The organism is Pseudomonas sp. H3_E04 (genome assembly GCF_054668915.1).
In genome coordinates, this window is record NZ_CP162797.1 from 4,654,586 (window position 1) to 4,673,218 (window position 18,633).

Genomic DNA, 18,633 nt, shown 5'->3' on the forward strand with positions numbered 1-18,633 from the left:
AGCTTTTTCGCCGGCAAAAAAACGCCGCCTGCGCTGGTGCCAGCGCAGGCGGCGATGGGTGCAGGCTTTAAAGCTGCTTTGCGCCCAGGCAATCGATCGAACGGTCCATCATCGCTTTGGCCATTTCCAGCAAATGCCAGACCGAGAACACCATGGCTCGATCCGCGCCCCCGAGGTGATCACCGCATTGATGGACGGTCACCGAAGCGCAGCGCAGCAGATCGGCAACATACAATTGAGCATCCTCCAGCGTCACATCTTCGCTGATGCTGTAGACGCGTTTCTGTCCCGCCAACGTGACCTGAGTGCCAGCCAGATGCGAGTCAACGGCGCGGCACAATGCAGAGCGATCCTTGAGCAAATCCTCGGTGAACCGCTTGCTGGAAGTAAGGCTGAGTGGCGGATCGGTGAGATTTTTTTCCATGGGTAAACTCCTGACATCAAGTGGGAGCCAACCATTTCGCGACTAAACGAGCAGGACGGCGGCTGCACGCAGATCAGTCGTCGGCCGCCGGTTATCGACGCACCCGAAAGTGCCCTGCGTACAGCCAACATCAGACAGCTAAAAGCCTCTGCCGAGGTCAGGCCTGACTGCACGCCCAGCGAATCCGGACAACTGAATCCGGTCACCGCAAAACAGTGACGACCGGAGATTAGCTACCGGATATTTCGGGTACAAGCGGGCAAATTATTCTAGGAATCGTCCTGCAAACCCATGTGGTTCGGGCTGGCGAAACGCTAAAAACCGTGTAGGAGACATCTGATTTTCACTAAGGGCAATGCCGAAAATTTTGCGATCACATGGGCTAGGTTGATGGCCACCTGCCGCCATCGACCTTAGCGCTTATTCAGCCCTCGCGCCAGTCTGTACTAGCGCAACTGATCGGCAAGCCTTGGCGAATGAATACGCTGTCTGGGCGCGCAGACCAAAAAGCAACTGGTAGTTCTTACAGTATCGCGCCAGAGGAAACGGGTTCAGGCTTGGAGTATTGACACCAGGGGCTCGCCTAGCCGTGAACACCCACGCTGATACCGCCACTCCGACCTTGTCGGTCATTGACCCGCGCGCACTGGCGGTTCGCAGCGTTGCCTATTGCCGACACCCGGATAAAGCCGACATCGAATCGCGCATCATCCGGCAGATCTTTGATGAGGCGGGGCGTCAGGTAGCGTCGTGGGATCCGCGTTTGTACGGCGTTGCGCCCAAGCCGAATCTGGCCACACTCTACGCATTGAGTGGTCAAGACTTACTCGCAGAGAGCGTCGACGCCAGTTGGCAGGTGCGGCTGTTGAATGAAGCGGGCTCGATGTGTTCTGGCTGGGATGCGCGGGGCAGTCAGAGTCACCGCCAATACGATGATCTGCAGCGACCGCTAGCCCTCACCGAGCAGGCGCACGACGGGCCGCCTCGCGTGGTCGAGCGCTGGACCTATGCAAAAGCCACCGATGAACGCGCGCTGCACAACCAGTGCGGTCGACCGATCCGCCACGACGACCCGGCCGGCAATCGGCATTTCGATGGCTATGGCCTCGCTGGCGCAGTGCTGGTGGAGTCGCGACGCTTTTTGATCGAGCTCGAGACGCCTGACTGGCCGCTCGAACCCGACCGGCGGGATGACTATCTCGAGGAAACCACCTACGTCAGCCGACAGACTTTCACTGCAACCGGCGATTTGCAGCATCACACCGACGCGGTGGGCAACCTCAGAACGCAGCAGTACAACGTCGCCGGGCAAGCTTGCGCGACCTGGCTGTTACAGGCCGGCGAGGGCAGGCAGCCGAAGTGCCTGGTCAGTGCGATTCGCTACAACGCGCAGGGTCAGATCGAAAGCGAAACGGCCGGCAACGGCGTCATCGCCCGCGCCGAATACAGCCGCGATGACGGCCGGTTGCTGAGACTGCTCGCCAGTGTCGGCACGCGCCCTCCGTTGCAGGATCTGAATTACGTCTACGATCCGGTGGGCAACGTCATCAGCCTGGAAGACAAGACTCAATCCGTGTCCTGGCTCAACAATCAGCGCATCGATCCGGTCAGTCGGTATCGCTATGACAGCCTTTATCAACTGGTCGAGGCCAGTGGTTGGGAAGTCAGCCAGCCCAGCCACGGTCCGGCCTTGCCGGAGCTGCTGCCAACGCCGCTCGATCCCAATCAACGGCGCAACTACACGCAGAAATTCGACTACGACGCAGCGGGCAACCTGGTCACTCGCCACCACAGCGGTGCGCCGGGATTTTCGATGTTTACTTCGGCTTACAGCAACCGAAGCCTGGCGCAGCACGCCGATGGTTCTTTGCCCGGGGAATCGGAGATAGCGCTGGGATTTGATGCGGCGGGCAATCAGTTGGAGTTGCAACGCGGTCAGGCCATGACGTGGAACGTGCGCAATGAGCTGAGCCGCGTAGTGCTGGTTCAACGCGAGGCAGAGGTCGACGATTACGAATGCTTTAGTTATGACATTTCCGGACATCGTTCGCGCAAAGTGTTTATCCGACAGACTGCGGTGCGAATTCTGGATAGCGAGGTTCGCTATCTTCCCGGTCTCCAATTGCACCGACGTGCCGCAGGTGAAGAGTATCAAGTGATCGAAACCGGAGTCGGTCGAGCTTCGATAAAACTATTGCACTGGCCTTGCGCCAGAAACCCGGATCAACTGCGTTTCGGCTATGACGATCTCATTGGCTCCTCTACTGTGGAGCTGGATGATGAAGGCTGTGTTCTGACACTGGAGCAGTATTATCCCTTTGGAGGAACAGCCTGCTGGGCTGGCAGAAATGCGCAGGCGGCGACATACAAAACCGTCCGATATTCTGGCAAGGAGCGGGACGCTACGGGACTTTATTACTACGGCTACCGATATTACGCGCCTTGGCTACAGCGATGGATAAGTGCGGATCCGCAAGGGGACGGGTTGAATCTGTACGCAATGGTCGCAAACAATCCGACAAGCGCTGTCGATTCCGACGGTTTAAAGGGCACCGATGCGCAGGATCGTTGGCGCAGAGCTTATGCGGGAATAGTGGCGTCAAGAGACGGTGTCTGGGTACGTACAGTGACCCGGGGAATTGTGGCAGTCGATATTGTCGGCGGTAATGAATTGTTCAATCGGATGGGAATGAATTTGACTCGTCCGATCGTAGGCAATAGAAGCTTTGCCTACTTGTCGATTGATTCGACATTGCGAAGCAAAGTAGCGGGAGCCGAGACAGGTTTTCGTCTGAACACTGCGTCGGGAGAAGATATCAAGGCGCAAGCAGGGATCCCGAACGCGGGTGCCGTTGCCTATATCAACGGCGGTTTCTTCAATATGCGGAATCAGGCTAGCAGTAACGTTTCGCCGTTTGCGCCGATTGGCCCGAGCAAGATCGGCGGTAAAAGTCAGATTTACGCCCCGGTGCCTTCAGACTATCGAAAGCATTTCGTGACAGTTCGAATGAGAGATGGATCGAGGATTGAATCCGGGCCTGTGCTTTCGCAAGGTGGGGAAGCGGTCTTCCCGGAAAGCCATTTGGGTCTCACCAAATTTCTCTTTGACCCGAAGAACAATCAGCCGGGAAAACTGGGTCATGCAGGTTCACCTAACATCCGCTCCGGCATCAGTTTGCCCGGCGGAACAGATAACGGGCAGCGTACGCGTTTGGCATGGGGCGGCAGCACCGGGCGCAGCGAGACAGCGACTGGCTATACGATGCCCGAATGGTCCAGGGTAATGGCCAGGCTCGAGAGGATGAACGGTGCTGGTGGATGGTCGGTGAACCTTGATGGTGGTCATTCGGCGGGAATCGGCGTGGTTGGAACACACGACGAATTGCTTTACAGAAGGCCTGAAGAAGGATCGCCCGTCCGATCCATCGCCAACTTCATCGCTTATTACGAAAAGCCCCACAAACAGGGATTTTTCAAAAAATGGTTTTCCTGACTCCTGGCGGTTGAGTCATTGAAAGAGGTTGACCTGTTAGTTTTTACAGTAGCGGCTCGACCAGAATAAGCACAGTCTTGGTATCAAAGATGCCAAGGACTCACTCCAAATGGGCACTCGTCATGACACCGCCACGCCGACCTTGTCGGTCATTGACCCGCGCGCACTGGCGGTTCGCAGCGTTGCCTATTGCCGACACCCGGATAAAGCCGACATCGGATCGCGCATCATCCGGCAGATCTTTGATGAGGCGGGGCATCAGGTAGCGTCGTGGGATCCGCGTTTGTACGGCGTTGCGCCCAAGCCGAATCTGGCCACACTCTACGCATTGAGCGGTCAAGCGTTACTCGCCGACAGCGTCGACGCCGGTTGGCAGGTGCGGCTGTTGAATGAAGCGGGTTCGATGTGTTCTGGCTGGGATGCGCGGGGCAGTCAGAGTCACCGCCAATACGATGATCTGCAGCGACCGCTAGCCCTCACCGAGCAGGCGCACGACGGGCCGCCTCGCGTGGTCGAGCGCTGGACCTATGCAAAAGCCACCGATGAACGCGCGCTGCACAACCAGTGCGGTCGACCGATCCGCCACGACGATCCGGCCGGCAATCGGCACTTCGATGACTATGGCCTCGCTGGCGCAGTGCTGGTGGAGTCGCGACGCTTTTTGATCGAGCTCGAGACGCCTGACTGGCCGCTCGAACCCGACCGGCGGGATGACTATCTCGAGGAAACCACCTACGTCAGCCGACAGACTTTCACTGCAACCGGCGATTTGCAGCATCACACCGACGCGGTGGGCAACCTCAGAACGCAGCAGTACAACGTCGCCGGGCAAGCTTGCGCGACCTGGCTGTTACAGGCCGGCGAGGGCAGGCAGCCGAAGTGCCTGGTCAGTGCGATTCGCTACAACGCGCAGGGTCAGATCGAAAGCGAAACGGCCGGCAACGGCGTCATCGCCCGTGCCGAATACAGCCGCGATGACGGCCGGTTGCTGAGACTGCTCGCCAGTGTCGGCACGCGCCCTCCGTTGCAGGATCTGAATTACGTCTACGATCCGGTGGGCAACATCGTCAGCCTGGAAGATAAAACCCAAGCCGTGTCCTGGCTCAACAATCAGCGCATCGATCCGGTCAGTCGGTATCGCTACGACAGCCTTTATCAACTGGTCGAGGCCAGCGGCTGGGAAGTCAGCCAGCCCAGCCATGGTCCGGCCTTGCCGGAGCTGCTGCCAACGCCGCTCGATCCCAATCAACGGCGCAACTACACGCAGAAATTCGACTACGACGCAGCGGGCAACCTGGTCACTCGCCACCACAGCGGTGCGCCGGGATTTTCGATGTTTACTTCGGCTTACAGCAACCGAAGCCTGGCGCAGCACGCCGATGGTTCTTTGCCCGGGGAATCGGAGATAGCGCTGGGATTTGATGCGGCGGGTAATCAGCTCGAGTTGCAACGTGGTCAGGCCATGTACTGGAACGTACGCAATGAGTTAAGCCGGGTTGTGTTGGTGCAACGTCCGAATGAAAGCGATGACTACGAGTGTTATGGCTACGACGAGCCGGGCCATCGGTTGCGTAAAACGACTGTCAGCCACGCGTCCGGTCAGACGCTGACGGCAGAAGTTCGTTATCTGCCGGGGCTCGAGATTTATCGCGAAGTCGATGGTGTCGAGCGACATGTCGTCAGTGTCGATACCGGGCGCAATCGGGTACGACTGCTGCACTGGCCAAGCGGGGTGGAAGGCGACCAACTGCGTTACAGCCTCAGTGATCATCTCGGTTCCAGCACGCTGGAATTGGATGATGGTGCGGGGATTTTGACTCAGGAGCACTATTACCCGTTTGGTGGCACGGCGTGCTGGGCGGGTAAAAATGCATTGGCGGCGAAAAACAAAACGATTCGTTACTCAGGCAAAGAGCGGGATGCGACCGGTCTTTACTATTATGGATATCGTTATTACGCGCCGTGGTTACAGCGCTGGATAAGCGGCGATCCTGCAGGAGCAGTTAATGGATTGAATTTATTTTGTTTTGTTGCGAATACGCCTGTCGTTAATAATGATCTGGATGGGAGGTGGTTTTATGAAGGTGAAAATGATTTTATTGAAACATCTCTCATTCAATCAGGTAAGCGGATTGTGTCACGCGGACTTGATCAGTTTCCTATGCATCTATCAGCCATCATAAGCTCCCAGCTACCCGAAATGGGACAAGTGTTTTCTGAAGCGATTTATGCATTAACCCAAGGCTTTACAGAATCTCCAGCAGTTTTACAAAGTTATTTTGGACCTGAATACAGGGCAGTAGAAAATCAGCTTTCACACGTTTGGATGCGTGGGTTAGATATGACAAATGCTTATGGCGGACAGGCAGCAAGAGGGAAGTTTTTAGGTTTTGTAGGCGGTCCGGGACCTGAGATGCACTCAAACGCGGAGGTCAGACCAGACGATTTTTATGGACGAATTGCTATTAACTTATCTAGGGTCGATGGTGATTTTGAAATGGTTTTGGGGCACGAATTACTGCATTTGAACAGGGTTAACAGAATTGGCGCTGTTGGGCCGAATGCGGTGGATAATTTCTATTTGAACTCCAGAAGTCCGGAAATCTTGAACTATCCAGTGATGCAGTACGAACTCCCGGCTAGAGGGGTTTCAGAAGCTATTATGAATGGTGGTTTAAATTTAGAGTTTTCAGAAAGGTATCCGGCGTCCCATCGTGACTTCATTACGTCCGTTGAGAATTATATGGGGCTTCCAGGTATGCTGGATCTTGAAACTTCGATTTCCATGTTTAATGAGGCTCCTCATATGCGCGCGCAAATGGCACTCAATAACGCGGACAGCATTGTTTTTGCGGCAAAAAGTATGAGTCAGCTTTATCGGGCGAGGCAGGAAAACAGCAATTTGTTTTACAACTTGATTAATGGCTAAAACCGCTATTGACTCAAGCTTCTAATTGACGAAATGCAGCGGAAGTCCGCCCCGGGGGGGCGGCACAGATGAAAGATCGGTCCCATCGGTGAAGGAAACTAACCCTGTACTCAGCGTTTGTTGAGCCCCCGCGCCAACCGATCCCCACCCAACTGAATCACCGCCACCAACGCCACCAGCAAGACAATCACCGTCAACATGATCTGGCTGTCGAAGCGCTGATAGCCGTACCGATAAGCGATATCCCCCAGCCCACCAGCGCCAATTGCCCCAGCCATGGCCGACGAATTGATCATTGTCACCAGGGTGATGGTGAAACCGCCGACAATCCCCGGCAGCGCCTCGGGCAGCAGCACATGCCAGACGATATGCCAGCGCCGGCAACCCATGGCCTGCGCGGCTTCGATCAGGCCATGATCGACCTCGCGCAAACTGACTTCGGCGATCCGCGCGAAGAACGGCGTTGCCGCGATTGTCAGCGGCACCACAGCGGCCCACACGCCATAGGTAGTGCCGACGATCAGGCGAGTGAACGGAATCAGCGCGACCATCAGGATCAGGAACGGAATCGAGCGGAACAGATTGACGAAGGCGCCCAGCGCACGGTTCAACAGCGGTGCCTCATAGATCCCGCCCTTGTCGCTGGTCACCAGAATCACCGCCATGGGAATGCCCACCAGCAGCGCGATCAGCGACGACACGCCGACCATCAGGAAGGTGTCGATAAAACCCTGCAGCAAGCGATCAAACCACATAGCCCAATACCTCCACTCGTTGCGCCCATTGCCCGGCGCGTTCGCGCAATTGTTCGGCGCTGTACGCCGAGCCGCTGACGGCCAGCAACAGCTGCCCCAGCGCGTGACCCTGAATCCTTTCCACGCCGCCCTGAAGCAGCTTCACTTGGCCACCCAACGCCGCAAACAACGCGGCCAGATCTGGCTCATCAGCGGCACTGCCGGAGAACCGCAAACGCAACACCACCGCTGCATCAGACGCCGTGGATGCCGCCTGCAAACGGCTTTGCAATTCTTCCGGCAAGGCGTGTTGCAGCGGCGCGAGCAAGGTCTGGCTGACCTCGTGTTGCGGATTGCCGAACACTTGCCACACCGGCCCTTGCTCGACCACATGGCCATGCTCAAGCACGACGACGCGATCGCAGATCTCGCGGATCACTGCCATTTCGTGAGTGATCAGCACAATGGTCAGGCCGAGGCGTTTGTTGATCTCGCGCAACAGGCCGAGGATCGACTGCGTGGTCTCCGGATCCAGCGCCGATGTCGCTTCATCGCAGAGCAGAATGTCCGGGTCATGCACCAGCGCGCGGGCAATGCCGACACGCTGTTTCTGCCCGCCGGAGAGTTGCGCCGGGTAGGCCTTGTGCTTGCTCTGCAGGCCGACCAGTTCGAGCAGTTCGCGGACCTTGCTGTCGCGCTGCTCCTTCGGCACACCGGCGACTTTCAGCGGCAACTCGACGTTCTGCCAGACGGTCTTGGCCGACATCAGATTGAAGTGCTGGAAGATCATGCCGATGCGCCGGCGCAGAGCGACGAGGCGGTCTTCATCGAATTCGCCGATATCGACCTGATCGATCAACACCCGCCCGGACGTTGGCTGCTCCAGGCGATTGATCGTGCGGATCAGCGACGACTTGCCAGCGCCGCTGCGGCCGATGATGCCGAACACTTCGCCGCGCTGAATCGCCAGGTCGATGCCCTGCAAGGCGGCGACCGGACCTTGTCGGCCGTTGTAGGTTTTGCCCACGCCGATAAAGCGTACGTGGGCGCGATTCAACTCGGGGTGCAGCTCGGTTTTTTCAGCAGTGTGTGGCTCTGGAAGCTCCAGTCGCCGTTGGATCGCGGCAGTCATGCTCAGCTTTCCCAACCGGCTTGGTAGAGCTTGCCGTGGGCCTTGTCCAGCGCCGCGCGGACGGCTGGCGAATGCTGATAGATGTCGACGAACTTGATCAGGCGCGGGTCGGTTTTGCTCTTCGGCTGGATGACGAACTGAATCACGTATTCCTTGTGATCGAGACCGTCGAACAGCAGCGCCGAGCCGGCATCGAAGGTCTTCGCCAAGCGAATATAGGCTGGGTAACCCTGGACCAGATCGGCGTCGTCATACGCGCGCACCAGCTGCACGGCTTCGACCTGAAGGATCCTGATCTTCTTCGGATTGGCGACGATGTCGTCCTCGGTGGCCTTGTAGCCGACGCCCGGTTTCAGGGTGATCAACCCGGCCTTGGCGAGCAATTGCAAACCACGTCCGCTGTTGATCGGGTCATTGGCGATGGCCACGCTGGCGCCTTCCGGCAGCTCATCGAAGCTTTTGTATTTCTTCGAATACAGGCCGACGTTGTTGATGATCCCCGGTGCGAACGGCACCAGATCGAAACCGGACGCGGCCTTGGCATTTTCCAGAAACGGAATGTGCTGGAAGTAATTCACATCGATGTCGCCAGCAGCGAGGCTGACGTTGGGGGCGATCCAGTCGGTGAACTCCACCAGCTCGACTTTCAGGCCTTGTTTGGAGGCTTCCTCGACGGCGGCTTCCAGGGGAATGGCGAAGGCGGCGGTGGTGCCGATTTTCAGCGGCGCATCGGCAGCGAATACCGCCGAGCTGAACAGGCCGAAGGCCAGGGCCAGTGCTTTGACTGGGTGGGACAGGATTTTTTTGGTCATGGTGGTTTTTCCAGTCAGTGCATGAATTTTGCTGTCGGGGAGGGCCTCTTCGCGAGCAGGCTCGCTCCCACAGGGGTACACATTTCAAATGTGGGAGCGAGCCTGCTCGCGAAGCTTCTGATGCCTGTACGAAGATCCACTGTGTTGTTCAGGCAGCTGCGCCTCACCGTGAAACAACTTCTCGCGCAAGGTGCCGCTGTCATACGCGGTCTTGTACGAGCCGCGCCGCTGCAACTCGGGAATCACCAGTTCGATGAAATCGACATAGCTTTCCGGGGTGACGATGCGCGTCAGGTTGAAGCCGTCCAGACCGGTTTCGGCGATCCACGATTCCAGCTCATCTGCGACTTTTTCAGGCGAACCGATCACCGTGATGTAGCGGCCACCGAGGGCGTGCTGGTCGAGCAATTTGCGCCGGGTCCAGTCGTTGTTCTGCAGGTTTTTCGTCGCCGATTGAATGGCGTTGCTCTTCACGTACTGGATCGGCTCATCGATTTCGTATTGGGCAAAGTCGATGCCGGTGGAGGCGGAAAAATGCGCCACGCCGGCCTCGGCGCTGGCGTAACTCAGGTACTCGGCATGCTTGGCCCACGCCGCTTCTTCGGTGGCGCCGACGATTACATTGAGGCCCATGAACACTTTGATGTCTTGAGGATTGCGCCCGGCTTCGACGGCACTGGCGCGGACCTTGTCGACCTGCACTTTGGTCGACGGCTTGTTCTGGCCGCTGATGAATACGCACTCGGCGTGACGCCCGGCAAACAGCAAGCCGCGATCGGAGCTGCCGGCCTGGAACAATACCGGCGTGCGCTGCGGGGACGGCTCGCAGAGGTGATAACCCTCGACCTGATAGAACTCGCCCTTGTGCTCGACCTTGTGCACTTTTTCCGGGTTGGCGTAGATACGCTCCTCGCGGTCGTTGAGCACCGCGCCGTTCTCCCAGCTGCCTTCCCAAAGCTTGTACAACACCTGCAGATATTCTTCGGCCTGGTCGTAGCGCCGGTCATGTTCGACCTGTTCGCGCAGGCCCATGGCTTTGGCGGCGCTGTCCAGATAACCGGTGACGATGTTCCAGCCGACCCGGCCGCGACTCAGATGATCGAGCGTCGACATGCGTCGGGCGAACAGATACGGCGGCTCGTAAGTGAGATTGGCGGTGAGGCCGAAGCCGAGGTTCTTGGTGACGGCGGCCATCGCTGAAACCAGCAGCAGCGGATCGTTGACCGGCAACTGGATCGACTCTTTCAGCGTGACGTCCACCGAGTTCTGGTAGACGTCGTAGACGCCGACGATATCAGCGATGAACAAGCCATCGAACAGACCGCGTTCAAGTAACTGCGCCAGTTCGGTCCAGTACTCGATCGTGTTGTAGCGGGTCGAGGTGTCGCGCGGATGCGTCCACAGGCCGTGGTTGATATGGCCGATGCAGTTCATGTTGAACGCGTTGAGCAGAATCTTCTTTTTCGCAGCAGTCATCAGATCGTCCCTCGCAGCGGAGGGTTTTCATCGTTGAGGTAATAATTGCCTACTGCGTGATACTTCCAGCGCACCGGGTCGTGCAGGGTGTGCACGCGAGCGTTGCGCCAGTGGCGGTCGAGGCCGTGTTCACTCAGCGTCGCCTGGCTGCCGGCCAGTTCGAACAAGGTGCTGCCGGCGGCGAGGGAAATTTCCGTACTGATCGCCCGCGCTTCGGCAACTGCAATCGAGGCGGCGGCGACGGTTTCGGCGTTGGTTTCCGCTTGCGCGGCATCGAGGATTTCGCCGGCACGTTCCAGCAAGGCTTCGGTGGCGTGCAGCCGAATGCTCAAATGGCCGAAGCTCTTCAGCGTCAGCGGATCTTCGGTGGCCCTGTCGTTGCCGGAATCGATCCACGGGCGGGTCTTGCTACGCACGAAATGCAAGGCATCTTCGTAAGCGGCGCGGGCAATGCCTGTGTCGATGGCGGCGTGGAGAATCTGCGCCAGCGGGCCGACCGTGGTCGGGCGTTCGAAAGCGCTCTGGAAAGGCAGCACATCTTCGGCCGCTACATGCACATCTTCGAACACCACCGAGCCGCTGCCGGTGGTGCGCTGGCCGAAGCCGCTCCAGTCGTCGATCACCGTCAGGCCTTTGCTCTCACGCGGGACGAAGGCCAGTTGCTGCACGCCGTTTTCATCGACCACTGACGTCGGAATGCGCTGCGCGTAAATCGCCCCGGTCGAGTAAAACTTGCGCCCGTTGATGCGATAGCCAGCGCCGTCGCGTTTGAGACTGGTGACGCGGTCGTGAGCGGTTCTGGTGCCCAGTTCCGCCAGCGCATTGCCGAAGCGCTGGCCGGCGAGGACCTCGGCGTACAGGCGCTGTTTCTGTTCGTCGCTGCCATTCACGCGCAGCACTTCCAGTGCGTAGAAATGGTTCTGCGGAATCTGCCCGAGTGAACCGTCGGCCTGAGCGATGAGCGCGATGACTTTGGCCAGGGTGACGTTGGATACGCCCGCGCCGCCATATTCTTTTGGCACGCTGATGCCCCACAGGCCGGAGCGGGAAAACACTTCGAGCTCGGCCAATGGCAGGCGGCGTTCGCGGTCGCGCAGGGCGCTGTCGCGTTTGAAATCTTCGGCCAGGTCGCTGGCGACGATCAGGGCTTGCTCATCGCTGGTGATGAGCGCGACGTGATGGGGAAGCGTCATAGGGGGTTCTCCAGATGACTGGTCGTCTCAGATCCAGGAATGGCGAGCCGGCAAAGTGCCGTTCAGGCGATAGGCGCCGACCGCGTGATATTTCCAGCGCACCGGGTCGTGCAGGGTGTGCACGCGGGCGTTGCGCCAGTGGCGGTCGAGATTGAATTCGGCGAGGGTCGCGCGGCTGCCGGCCAGTTCGAAGAGCTTTTCGCTGGCCAGCAGCGAAACCTCGGTGGTCAGCACTTTCGCTTCGGCCACGGCGATCGAAGCGCGTGCGGCGGATTCGGCAGTCAGCGGCGCGGCGTGGACTTCATCGAGTACTTGGCCGGCCTTGCGCAGCAGCGCTTCGGCGGCGTGCAGTTCGATTTTCAGTTTGCCGATATCGGCGATCACGTAGAGGTCATCGCTGGCGCGCTCGACCTTGGCGTCGATCCATGGCCGCGCGCGGGTTTTGACGAAGTCGATGGCGTCGTCGATAGCACCACGGGCGATGCCGGCGTCGATCGCCGCCTGTATCAGCTGCGACACTGCGCCCTGGGTGTTCGGCTTATCGTTGATCTTCCAGTTGTCGATGACCAGGCTCGACTCGACGCGCACGTTGTTCAGCAGGATCGTGCCGCTGGCGGTGGTGCGCTGGCCGAAGCCCGACCAGTCATCGACGATGCGCAGACCCGGCGTCCCACGACGGACGAAGGCCAGTACTTGCCTGCCATCATCATTGAGCGCTTTCACCGCGACCCAATGCGCAAACAGCGCGCCGGTGGAGTAGAACTTCTCGCCGTTGATCACGAAATCGGCGCCGTCGGCGCTGATTCGCGCCTTCAGTTCCAGGGTGTTTTTGGTGCCGCGTTCCGGGCCGGCGTTACCGATGCGCCAGCCTTCCAGAACACTCTGGAACAACTGCTTTTTCTGCGCTTCGGTGGCGCTGCCGAGCACCAGATTGATGATGCCGAACTGGTTCTGCGGAATCTGCCCGAGCGCCGGGTCGGCGGCGGAAATGATCGCAAAGACTTCAGCCAGCGTGACGAAGGAAACCTGCGGGCCACCGTACTCACGCGGGATGGCAATGCTGCCGAGGCCGCTGCGGGTGAACTGTTCGATTTCCGACCATGGCAGCTTGCGTTGGCGGTCGCGTTTGGCCGCCTGCACCCGGGCGACTTGCGCCAGATCCTGAGCGGCCTTGATGGCTTGAGCATCGTTGCGCAAGACTTGCGCGGGCAACAACAGCGGGGCGATGTCCAGGTCGGACTGCACGTTTGCATCTGCAAGACTGGACATCAGTGCCGCTCCCTGGCTGCACGCAATGCCCTGGCGATCTGCACTGGGGTGATTGTGTTCCGGACCATACCTACCTCACATTTCATGAAAAACGCCGCGAAGTGCGACGATTGAAAGAATGTCCGGTGGTCCGGTGCATATACCCTAAGCGTGTATAAAAATTAAATAAACTAACTTTTAGGAATATGCATAGAAGGGGGATGTTCGCGTTGGGCGGCGCCTTGCAGGTGAGAGGGAGCGCACCCTCTCACCCCTGAGCACGGCTCACTGGGTACGTGATTCGGCGGCCTTGAATTCGGGCTTCAAGGGGACTTTCACATACGGATTCACGCAACCGATTTTCAACGTGCGCGGCGGTGCCCAGCGCGAGTTATTGCCGACCCGGTCGAGGATGCAATACGTCACGTCCAGCCGCAGATCCTCGCCTGCTTCGACGATGACTGCCGGTGGTATCCAGACCTGAATCGGCAGGCCGACATCCGCTGCCGTGACTGGCGCCAGATCCATGCGCACATCACCCCAGCGCAGGGTGATGGCGTCGTCTTCGGCCATGTTCAGGTAGGGCTCGATGGTCAGCGGCACGCCGCGTTTGATCTGGTTGGGATTTACACCCTGACGGCGAATCGTTTCAGGGATGATCACCGGTGCCAGTTGCTGATTTTCGTCTTCGCACTGCCCGGTGGGCTGGCCACCTGGGCAATCGAGTTTGACCTGCACTCGGGTGGCTGCCGATAACGCCGGACCTTGGCCGACCTGCATCACGCGGTAGTGAATACGCGCGGTGCCATTGGTGATGAAACTCTCCGGCACCCGCAGGCTGACGGACTCGCCGACATCGGTGGCGCCGAGGACTTTTGAAGCGACATAACACTTGTTCCAGAACAGCTCGATCAGGTCACCATCGTCCATGCCAAGGTAGGGCGGCACATCGACCAGCAGGTGAGCGGCTGTCGCCAGGTTGACGCCGATTCTTTGTGCGCATGCCAGCGTTGGCGCTGCAAGTTCGGGGGTGTGCGAAGTGCGGGTCATCGGTTTCTCTCCTTGAAGTCTTGCAGCGAAATCCGTTTCTGGAAAACAAAGGCGCGAATCAACTGGCAATAGAAGCGACGAGTATTTGCTCAGTATTAGTTAGTTTTTTTGAACTAAGTGGCGCCGGTTGTCGACTAGATAAAAGTCTGCGGAGAGGGGTGTCAATAGAAGAGGTTAGTTAATCCATGAATTACAAGTTAATCAGAAACTTCCTACGTCGTTGAGGCATTAAGACTAAGTTATGTAGTAAGTTCGGCTACAGAAAAACGCCGATTTCGCTGCGTTTTTTGCGTGTTTGTGCGCGGGCAGAGGTATGCGGATGTGACGATTCCAGGATGAGCGCAACTATTGCGCAATGTTTATCTGCACACTTGAGTAATAAATAATTGAAAGATTTAACTGCCGCGAAGACGCAACTTCCATCCGTGGAAGTTGGCGGGGATTGCGGAAATCGTTCTCAGGCGTGATTCAGAAACTTGCTGAGAAACTGTTGGGTGCGTTCTTCTTTCGGATTGGCAAACAGTGCCTTGGCTTCACCCTGTTCGACAATTACGCCCTTGTCGAAAAACACCACGCGATTGGCCACGTCACGGGCAAAACCCATTTCGTGGGTGACAATCACCATGGTGCGATTTTCTTCGGCAAGACCGCGAATGGTCGCCAGCACTTCGCCGACCAGTTCCGGGTCGAGAGCGGAGGTCGGTTCGTCGAACAGAATCACTTCCGGCTCCATCGCCAGCGCCCGGGCGATCGCCACGCGCTGTTGCTGACCACCGGAGAGACGACGTGGATACGCGTCCTCCTTGCCGGCAAGCCCCACTTTGGTCAGCAGCTTTTTGCCCAGGGCAATCGCTTGTTCGCGCGGCATCTTCTTGACCACGATCGGGCCTTCGATGACGTTTTCCAAGGCGGTGCGATGGGGGAACAGGTTGAAGTTCTGGAACACGAAGCCGACGTGCTGGCGCAGGTTGCGCACCAGACTCTGCTGCTGGTTCAGCGGGCGGCTGGTATCGATTTCGATATCGCCGACCTTGATCCGGCCGCTGGTGGGTTCTTCAAGGAAATTCAGGCAGCGCAGGAACGTCGTTTTCCCCGAGCCGCTGGGGCCGATGATCGCGACGACTTCGCCTTCCTTTACCTCAAGGTCGATGCCGTTGAGCACGACCTGACTCTTGAATTGCTTGGTCAGTTTTTCCACGACAATCATCGCGTCAGGACTCCTGGTCGTGCCGATTGACCCGCTCTTCCAACTTGTTCTGCAAGTGCGAAAGCACCGTGGCCAGAATCCAGTAGATCAGTGCGGCGGCAAGATACATGGTGAAGACTTCGAAAGTCCGGGCGGTAATCAGCTGCGCCTGACGGAACAGCTCCGGTACCTGAATGGTCGCAGCGAGTGCGGTGTCCTTGACCAGCGAAATGAAGCTGTTGCCCAGCGGCGGCAATGCCGTGCGCATCGCTTGCGGCAGGATCGCCCGGCGCAGGGTCTGCGCGCGGGTCATGCCGATACTCGCAGCAGCCTCCCACTGACCGCGCTCGATCGAACCGATCGCGGCACGGAGGATTTCACAGGCGTAGGCGGCCATGTTCAGCGAAAAGCCGATCAGTGCTGCCGGTAGCGGATCAAGCTCCATGCCCAGTTGCGGCAAGCCGTAATAGATCACGAACAGCTGCACCAGCAACGGCGTGCCGCGAAAGAACGACACGTAGATGCGTGCCAGCCAACTGACCGATTTGAAGCGCGACAGGCGCATCAGCGCGAGGCCGAAGCCCAGCAGCAGACCGAAAAACATCCCGCCGAGGCTGAGGACTACCGTGTAGTACGCGCCCTTCAACAGAAAGGGCGCGGAATCCAGCGCGAGTTGGAAAGCCTCTTCCATTATTTGGTGACGTCTGCGTTGAAGTATTTCTTCGACAGTTTCTCAAGAGTGCCGTCGGCACGCAGTTCGTCGAGCGCCTTGTTCACCGCAGCCAGCAGTTCAGGCTCGCCTTTGCGCAGGGCGATACCGGATTCCTGACGCGAGAAGGCCTCACCGGCGGCCACGGTTTTCGGGGCTTTCTTGGCGTATTCGAGGGCAGCCAGACGGTCGATCAGGATGGCATCGGTACGACCATTGTTGAGGTCGGCAAACTTGGTCGGATCATCATCGTAGGTGCGCACGTCAGCACCCGGCACGTTGGCGCGAACCCACTGCTCGTAGTTGGTGCCCAGGCCGACACCGACTTTCTTGCCGGACAGGTCAGCGGCAGTCTTGATATTCAGGGCCGACTCTTTGCTTTTCAGCACGAGGGCCTGGATGCCGGAGACGGTATAGGGTTCGGAGAAGTCATACTTCTTCTTGCGCTCGTCGGAGATGGTCACTTGATTGACCACCAGGTCCAGACGCTTGGATTCCAGGGCTGCGAGGATACCGTCCCACTTTGTTGGCTGGATCTTGGCCTTGACGCCGAGCTTCTGCGCCAGCGCTTCGGACAGCTCGACTTCAAAACCCGACAGCTTGCCGTTCTCGTCGACGTAGCTGAACGGTGGGTAAGTGCCTTCCAGGCCGACGTTGAGAACGCCTTTGTCCTTGATCTGTTGCAGCTGCTCACCGGCCACTGCCTGACCGATCAGGCCGGCGCTCAGCGCAAGACCCAGCGAACCGACCAGCAGAGTGCGACGTAGTGCGGAAAAATTCATGACAAGCCCCTGTGTTTTCTTATGGAAGACGCTTAAGGAATGTAGGCAAATTGGTGATTTGAACGACAGCGCTATCCTGCCTTAAAGCAGCGTAAGCGTCTCGCCCGAAATTCGCCTGCGGCGAGACTATAAGATGTCTTTTTTAGACTTGAAAATACCTAATATGGAATCTTTTATTCATTTAAGGAATATCAGCGAATTCTTAAAAGATCGCAGCCTTCGGCAGCTCCTACAGGTGATCTCATGTTGGAGCTGCCGAAGCTGCGATCTCTTGGATCTGCTCTTATAGAAAATCCTTGTAGGCAAACAACGCCGGCGCGCCACCGGTGTGCAGGAAGATGATCGGACCGTCATCGAAGCGCTGCCGGCCAATCCCGTCGAGCAGACCGGCCATGGCCTTGCCGGTATAGACCGGGTCAAGCAACAGACCTTCCTGACCCGCCAACAGTTTCACCGCCGCCAGCGTGCCGGCATTCGGCTCGCCATAACGCGGGCCGAAATATTCGTCCCACAGCTCGACCTTGAAGCTGGTCGGCAACTCGACACCCAGCAGCTCAGCGGTGCGCTCGGCCAAACCCTGAACCTTCGGCCGCTGATCTTCGTCACTGCGCGAAACGGTCACGCCGATCACCGGCAGTTGCGGCAGCGCCTCACTCAGTGCCAGCCCCAAACCACTGTGAGTCCCGGCACTGCCCGACGCCAGCACCACAGCGGCGAAATCGAGGCCGCTGTCCTTGATCTGCTCAGCCAGCTCCAGCCCGGCGCGCACGTAGCCTAAGGCACCGAGCGCGTTGGAGCCGCCAATCGGCACCAGATACGGCTTCTTGCCGTTGCTGCGCAGGCGCACGGCGAGGGCGGCCAGTTGATCGTCGGCATTGTCGAGGTTGTCGACCAGCTCGACTTTGGTGTCGAACAGATCCAGCAGTAAGCGGTTGCCGTTGCCGGTGTAATTGCCGTCATCAGTGCCCAGCGGATTTTCCAGCAGCGCCACACAGCCCAGGCCGAGTTTCGCGGCCAGCGCGGCGGTCTGGCGCACGTGGTTCGATTGCAACGCCCCGGCCGTGATCAGCGTGTCAGCGCCTTGCGCGAGCGCGTCGGCGGCGAGGTATTCGAGTTTGCGCAGCTTGTTGCCGCCCATCGCCAGCGGCGTCAGGTCATCGCGCTTGATGTACACCTCGCGACCGAGCCAGGCGGACAAGCGTTCGAGTTTTTCCAGCGGCGTGGGATGGCTCAGCAGTTCGAGACGGGAAAAGCGTTGCAGCTGTTGTTTGATCATGAGTCCGTACTGGCGCAGAAGAATGAAAGGACTATAGGCACGCGCTTTTGCTCGGGCAACCGCCAATCGCTTATAGCCAAATGAACTGACGCCAGCACTATCGGTTCTTAATTCGTCGGCAAAGGCATGCCGTAAAGTAGGCGCCGTTGACGCGGCCAGACAGTCCGGCCGCCCGTTAGGAGTCTTCAC

14 protein-coding genes are annotated in these 18,633 nt (G+C 58.4%); 2 read left to right on the forward strand and 12 right to left on the reverse strand.

Going from position 1 to position 18,633, the window contains the following annotated elements; genetic code table 11:
* Positions 1–67: 67 nt before the first annotated feature.
* The gene (locus AB4N53_RS21020) at positions 68–424 is read right to left on the reverse strand and encodes a DUF6124 family protein (protein ID WP_434767353.1); all 357 of its coding nucleotides are present in this window, start codon (positions 422–424) and stop codon (positions 68–70) included.
* 589 nt (positions 425–1,013) lie between these two features.
* Here AB4N53_RS21020 and AB4N53_RS21025 point away from each other — a divergent pair.
* Together AB4N53_RS21025 and AB4N53_RS21030 are read left to right on the forward strand one after the other, a co-directional pair.
* A complete protein-coding gene (locus tag AB4N53_RS21025) occupies positions 1,014–3,917 on the forward strand; it encodes an RHS repeat-associated core domain-containing protein (protein ID WP_460122841.1) in 2,904 nt (967 codons plus the stop codon).
* Positions 3,918–4,026: 109 nt separating this feature from the next.
* On the forward strand, positions 4,027–6,846 hold the full coding sequence (locus AB4N53_RS21030; protein ID WP_460122844.1) for an RHS repeat domain-containing protein: 2,820 nt from the start codon (positions 4,027–4,029) through the stop codon (positions 6,844–6,846).
* Between the two features lie 110 nt (positions 6,847–6,956).
* Here the strand turns inward: AB4N53_RS21030 and AB4N53_RS21035 are convergent, their stop codons facing one another.
* The 11 genes from AB4N53_RS21035 to AB4N53_RS21085 all read right to left on the reverse strand — a co-directional run bounded on the left by AB4N53_RS21035 (position 6,957) and on the right by AB4N53_RS21085 (position 18,444).
* On the reverse strand, positions 6,957–7,601 hold the full coding sequence (locus AB4N53_RS21035) for a methionine ABC transporter permease (RefSeq protein WP_039756400.1): 645 nt from the start codon (positions 7,599–7,601) through the stop codon (positions 6,957–6,959).
* Positions 7,591–8,712 carry a methionine ABC transporter ATP-binding protein gene (locus AB4N53_RS21040; RefSeq protein ID WP_460122847.1) on the reverse strand — a complete coding sequence of 374 codons (1,122 nt, stop codon included), beginning with the start codon at positions 8,710–8,712 and terminating at the stop codon, positions 7,591–7,593. Before AB4N53_RS21040 ends, AB4N53_RS21035 begins: the two co-directional genes overlap by 11 nt.
* Positions 8,713–8,714: 2 nt before the next feature.
* On the reverse strand, positions 8,715–9,524 hold the full coding sequence (locus tag AB4N53_RS21045) for a MetQ/NlpA family ABC transporter substrate-binding protein (RefSeq protein ID WP_039756402.1): 810 nt from the start codon (positions 9,522–9,524) through the stop codon (positions 8,715–8,717).
* An 84-nt stretch (positions 9,525–9,608) separates the two neighbouring features.
* Entirely contained in the window at positions 9,609–11,000 is a 1,392-nt protein-coding gene (locus AB4N53_RS21050; protein WP_460122851.1) for an LLM class flavin-dependent oxidoreductase, read from the reverse strand.
* The gene (locus tag AB4N53_RS21055; RefSeq protein WP_460122854.1) at positions 11,000–12,193 is read right to left on the reverse strand and encodes an SfnB family sulfur acquisition oxidoreductase; all 1,194 of its coding nucleotides are present in this window, start codon (positions 12,191–12,193) and stop codon (positions 11,000–11,002) included. The genes AB4N53_RS21050 and AB4N53_RS21055 overlap by 1 nt, the downstream gene beginning before the upstream one ends.
* A gap of 27 nt (positions 12,194–12,220) precedes the next feature.
* Positions 12,221–13,462 carry an SfnB family sulfur acquisition oxidoreductase gene (locus tag AB4N53_RS21060; protein WP_460122857.1) on the reverse strand — a complete coding sequence of 414 codons (1,242 nt, stop codon included), beginning with the start codon at positions 13,460–13,462 and terminating at the stop codon, positions 12,221–12,223.
* A gap of 264 nt (positions 13,463–13,726) precedes the next feature.
* Positions 13,727–14,491 (reverse strand): hypothetical protein, encoded by a 765-nt coding sequence (locus AB4N53_RS21065; protein ID WP_460122860.1) that lies wholly within the window; start codon positions 14,489–14,491, stop codon positions 13,727–13,729.
* 457 nt (positions 14,492–14,948) lie between these two features.
* Positions 14,949–15,698: an L-cystine ABC transporter ATP-binding protein TcyN gene (gene tcyN, locus AB4N53_RS21070; protein WP_460122863.1), complete on the reverse strand. Its 750-nt coding sequence runs from the start codon at positions 15,696–15,698 to the stop codon at positions 14,949–14,951.
* Positions 15,699–15,702: 4 nt separating this feature from the next.
* Complete coding sequence (gene tcyL, locus AB4N53_RS21075; RefSeq protein ID WP_016772200.1) at positions 15,703–16,368, reverse strand: cystine ABC transporter permease; 666 nt, start codon at positions 16,366–16,368, stop codon at positions 15,703–15,705.
* Positions 16,368–17,168 carry a cystine ABC transporter substrate-binding protein gene (gene tcyJ / locus AB4N53_RS21080; RefSeq protein WP_016772199.1) on the reverse strand — a complete coding sequence of 267 codons (801 nt, stop codon included), beginning with the start codon at positions 17,166–17,168 and terminating at the stop codon, positions 16,368–16,370. Before tcyJ ends, tcyL begins: the two co-directional genes overlap by 1 nt.
* Before the next feature lie 283 nt (positions 17,169–17,451).
* Positions 17,452–18,444 (reverse strand): D-cysteine desulfhydrase, encoded by a 993-nt coding sequence (locus tag AB4N53_RS21085; RefSeq protein WP_460122865.1) that lies wholly within the window; start codon positions 18,442–18,444, stop codon positions 17,452–17,454.
* Between the last annotated feature and the right edge of the window lie 189 nt (positions 18,445–18,633).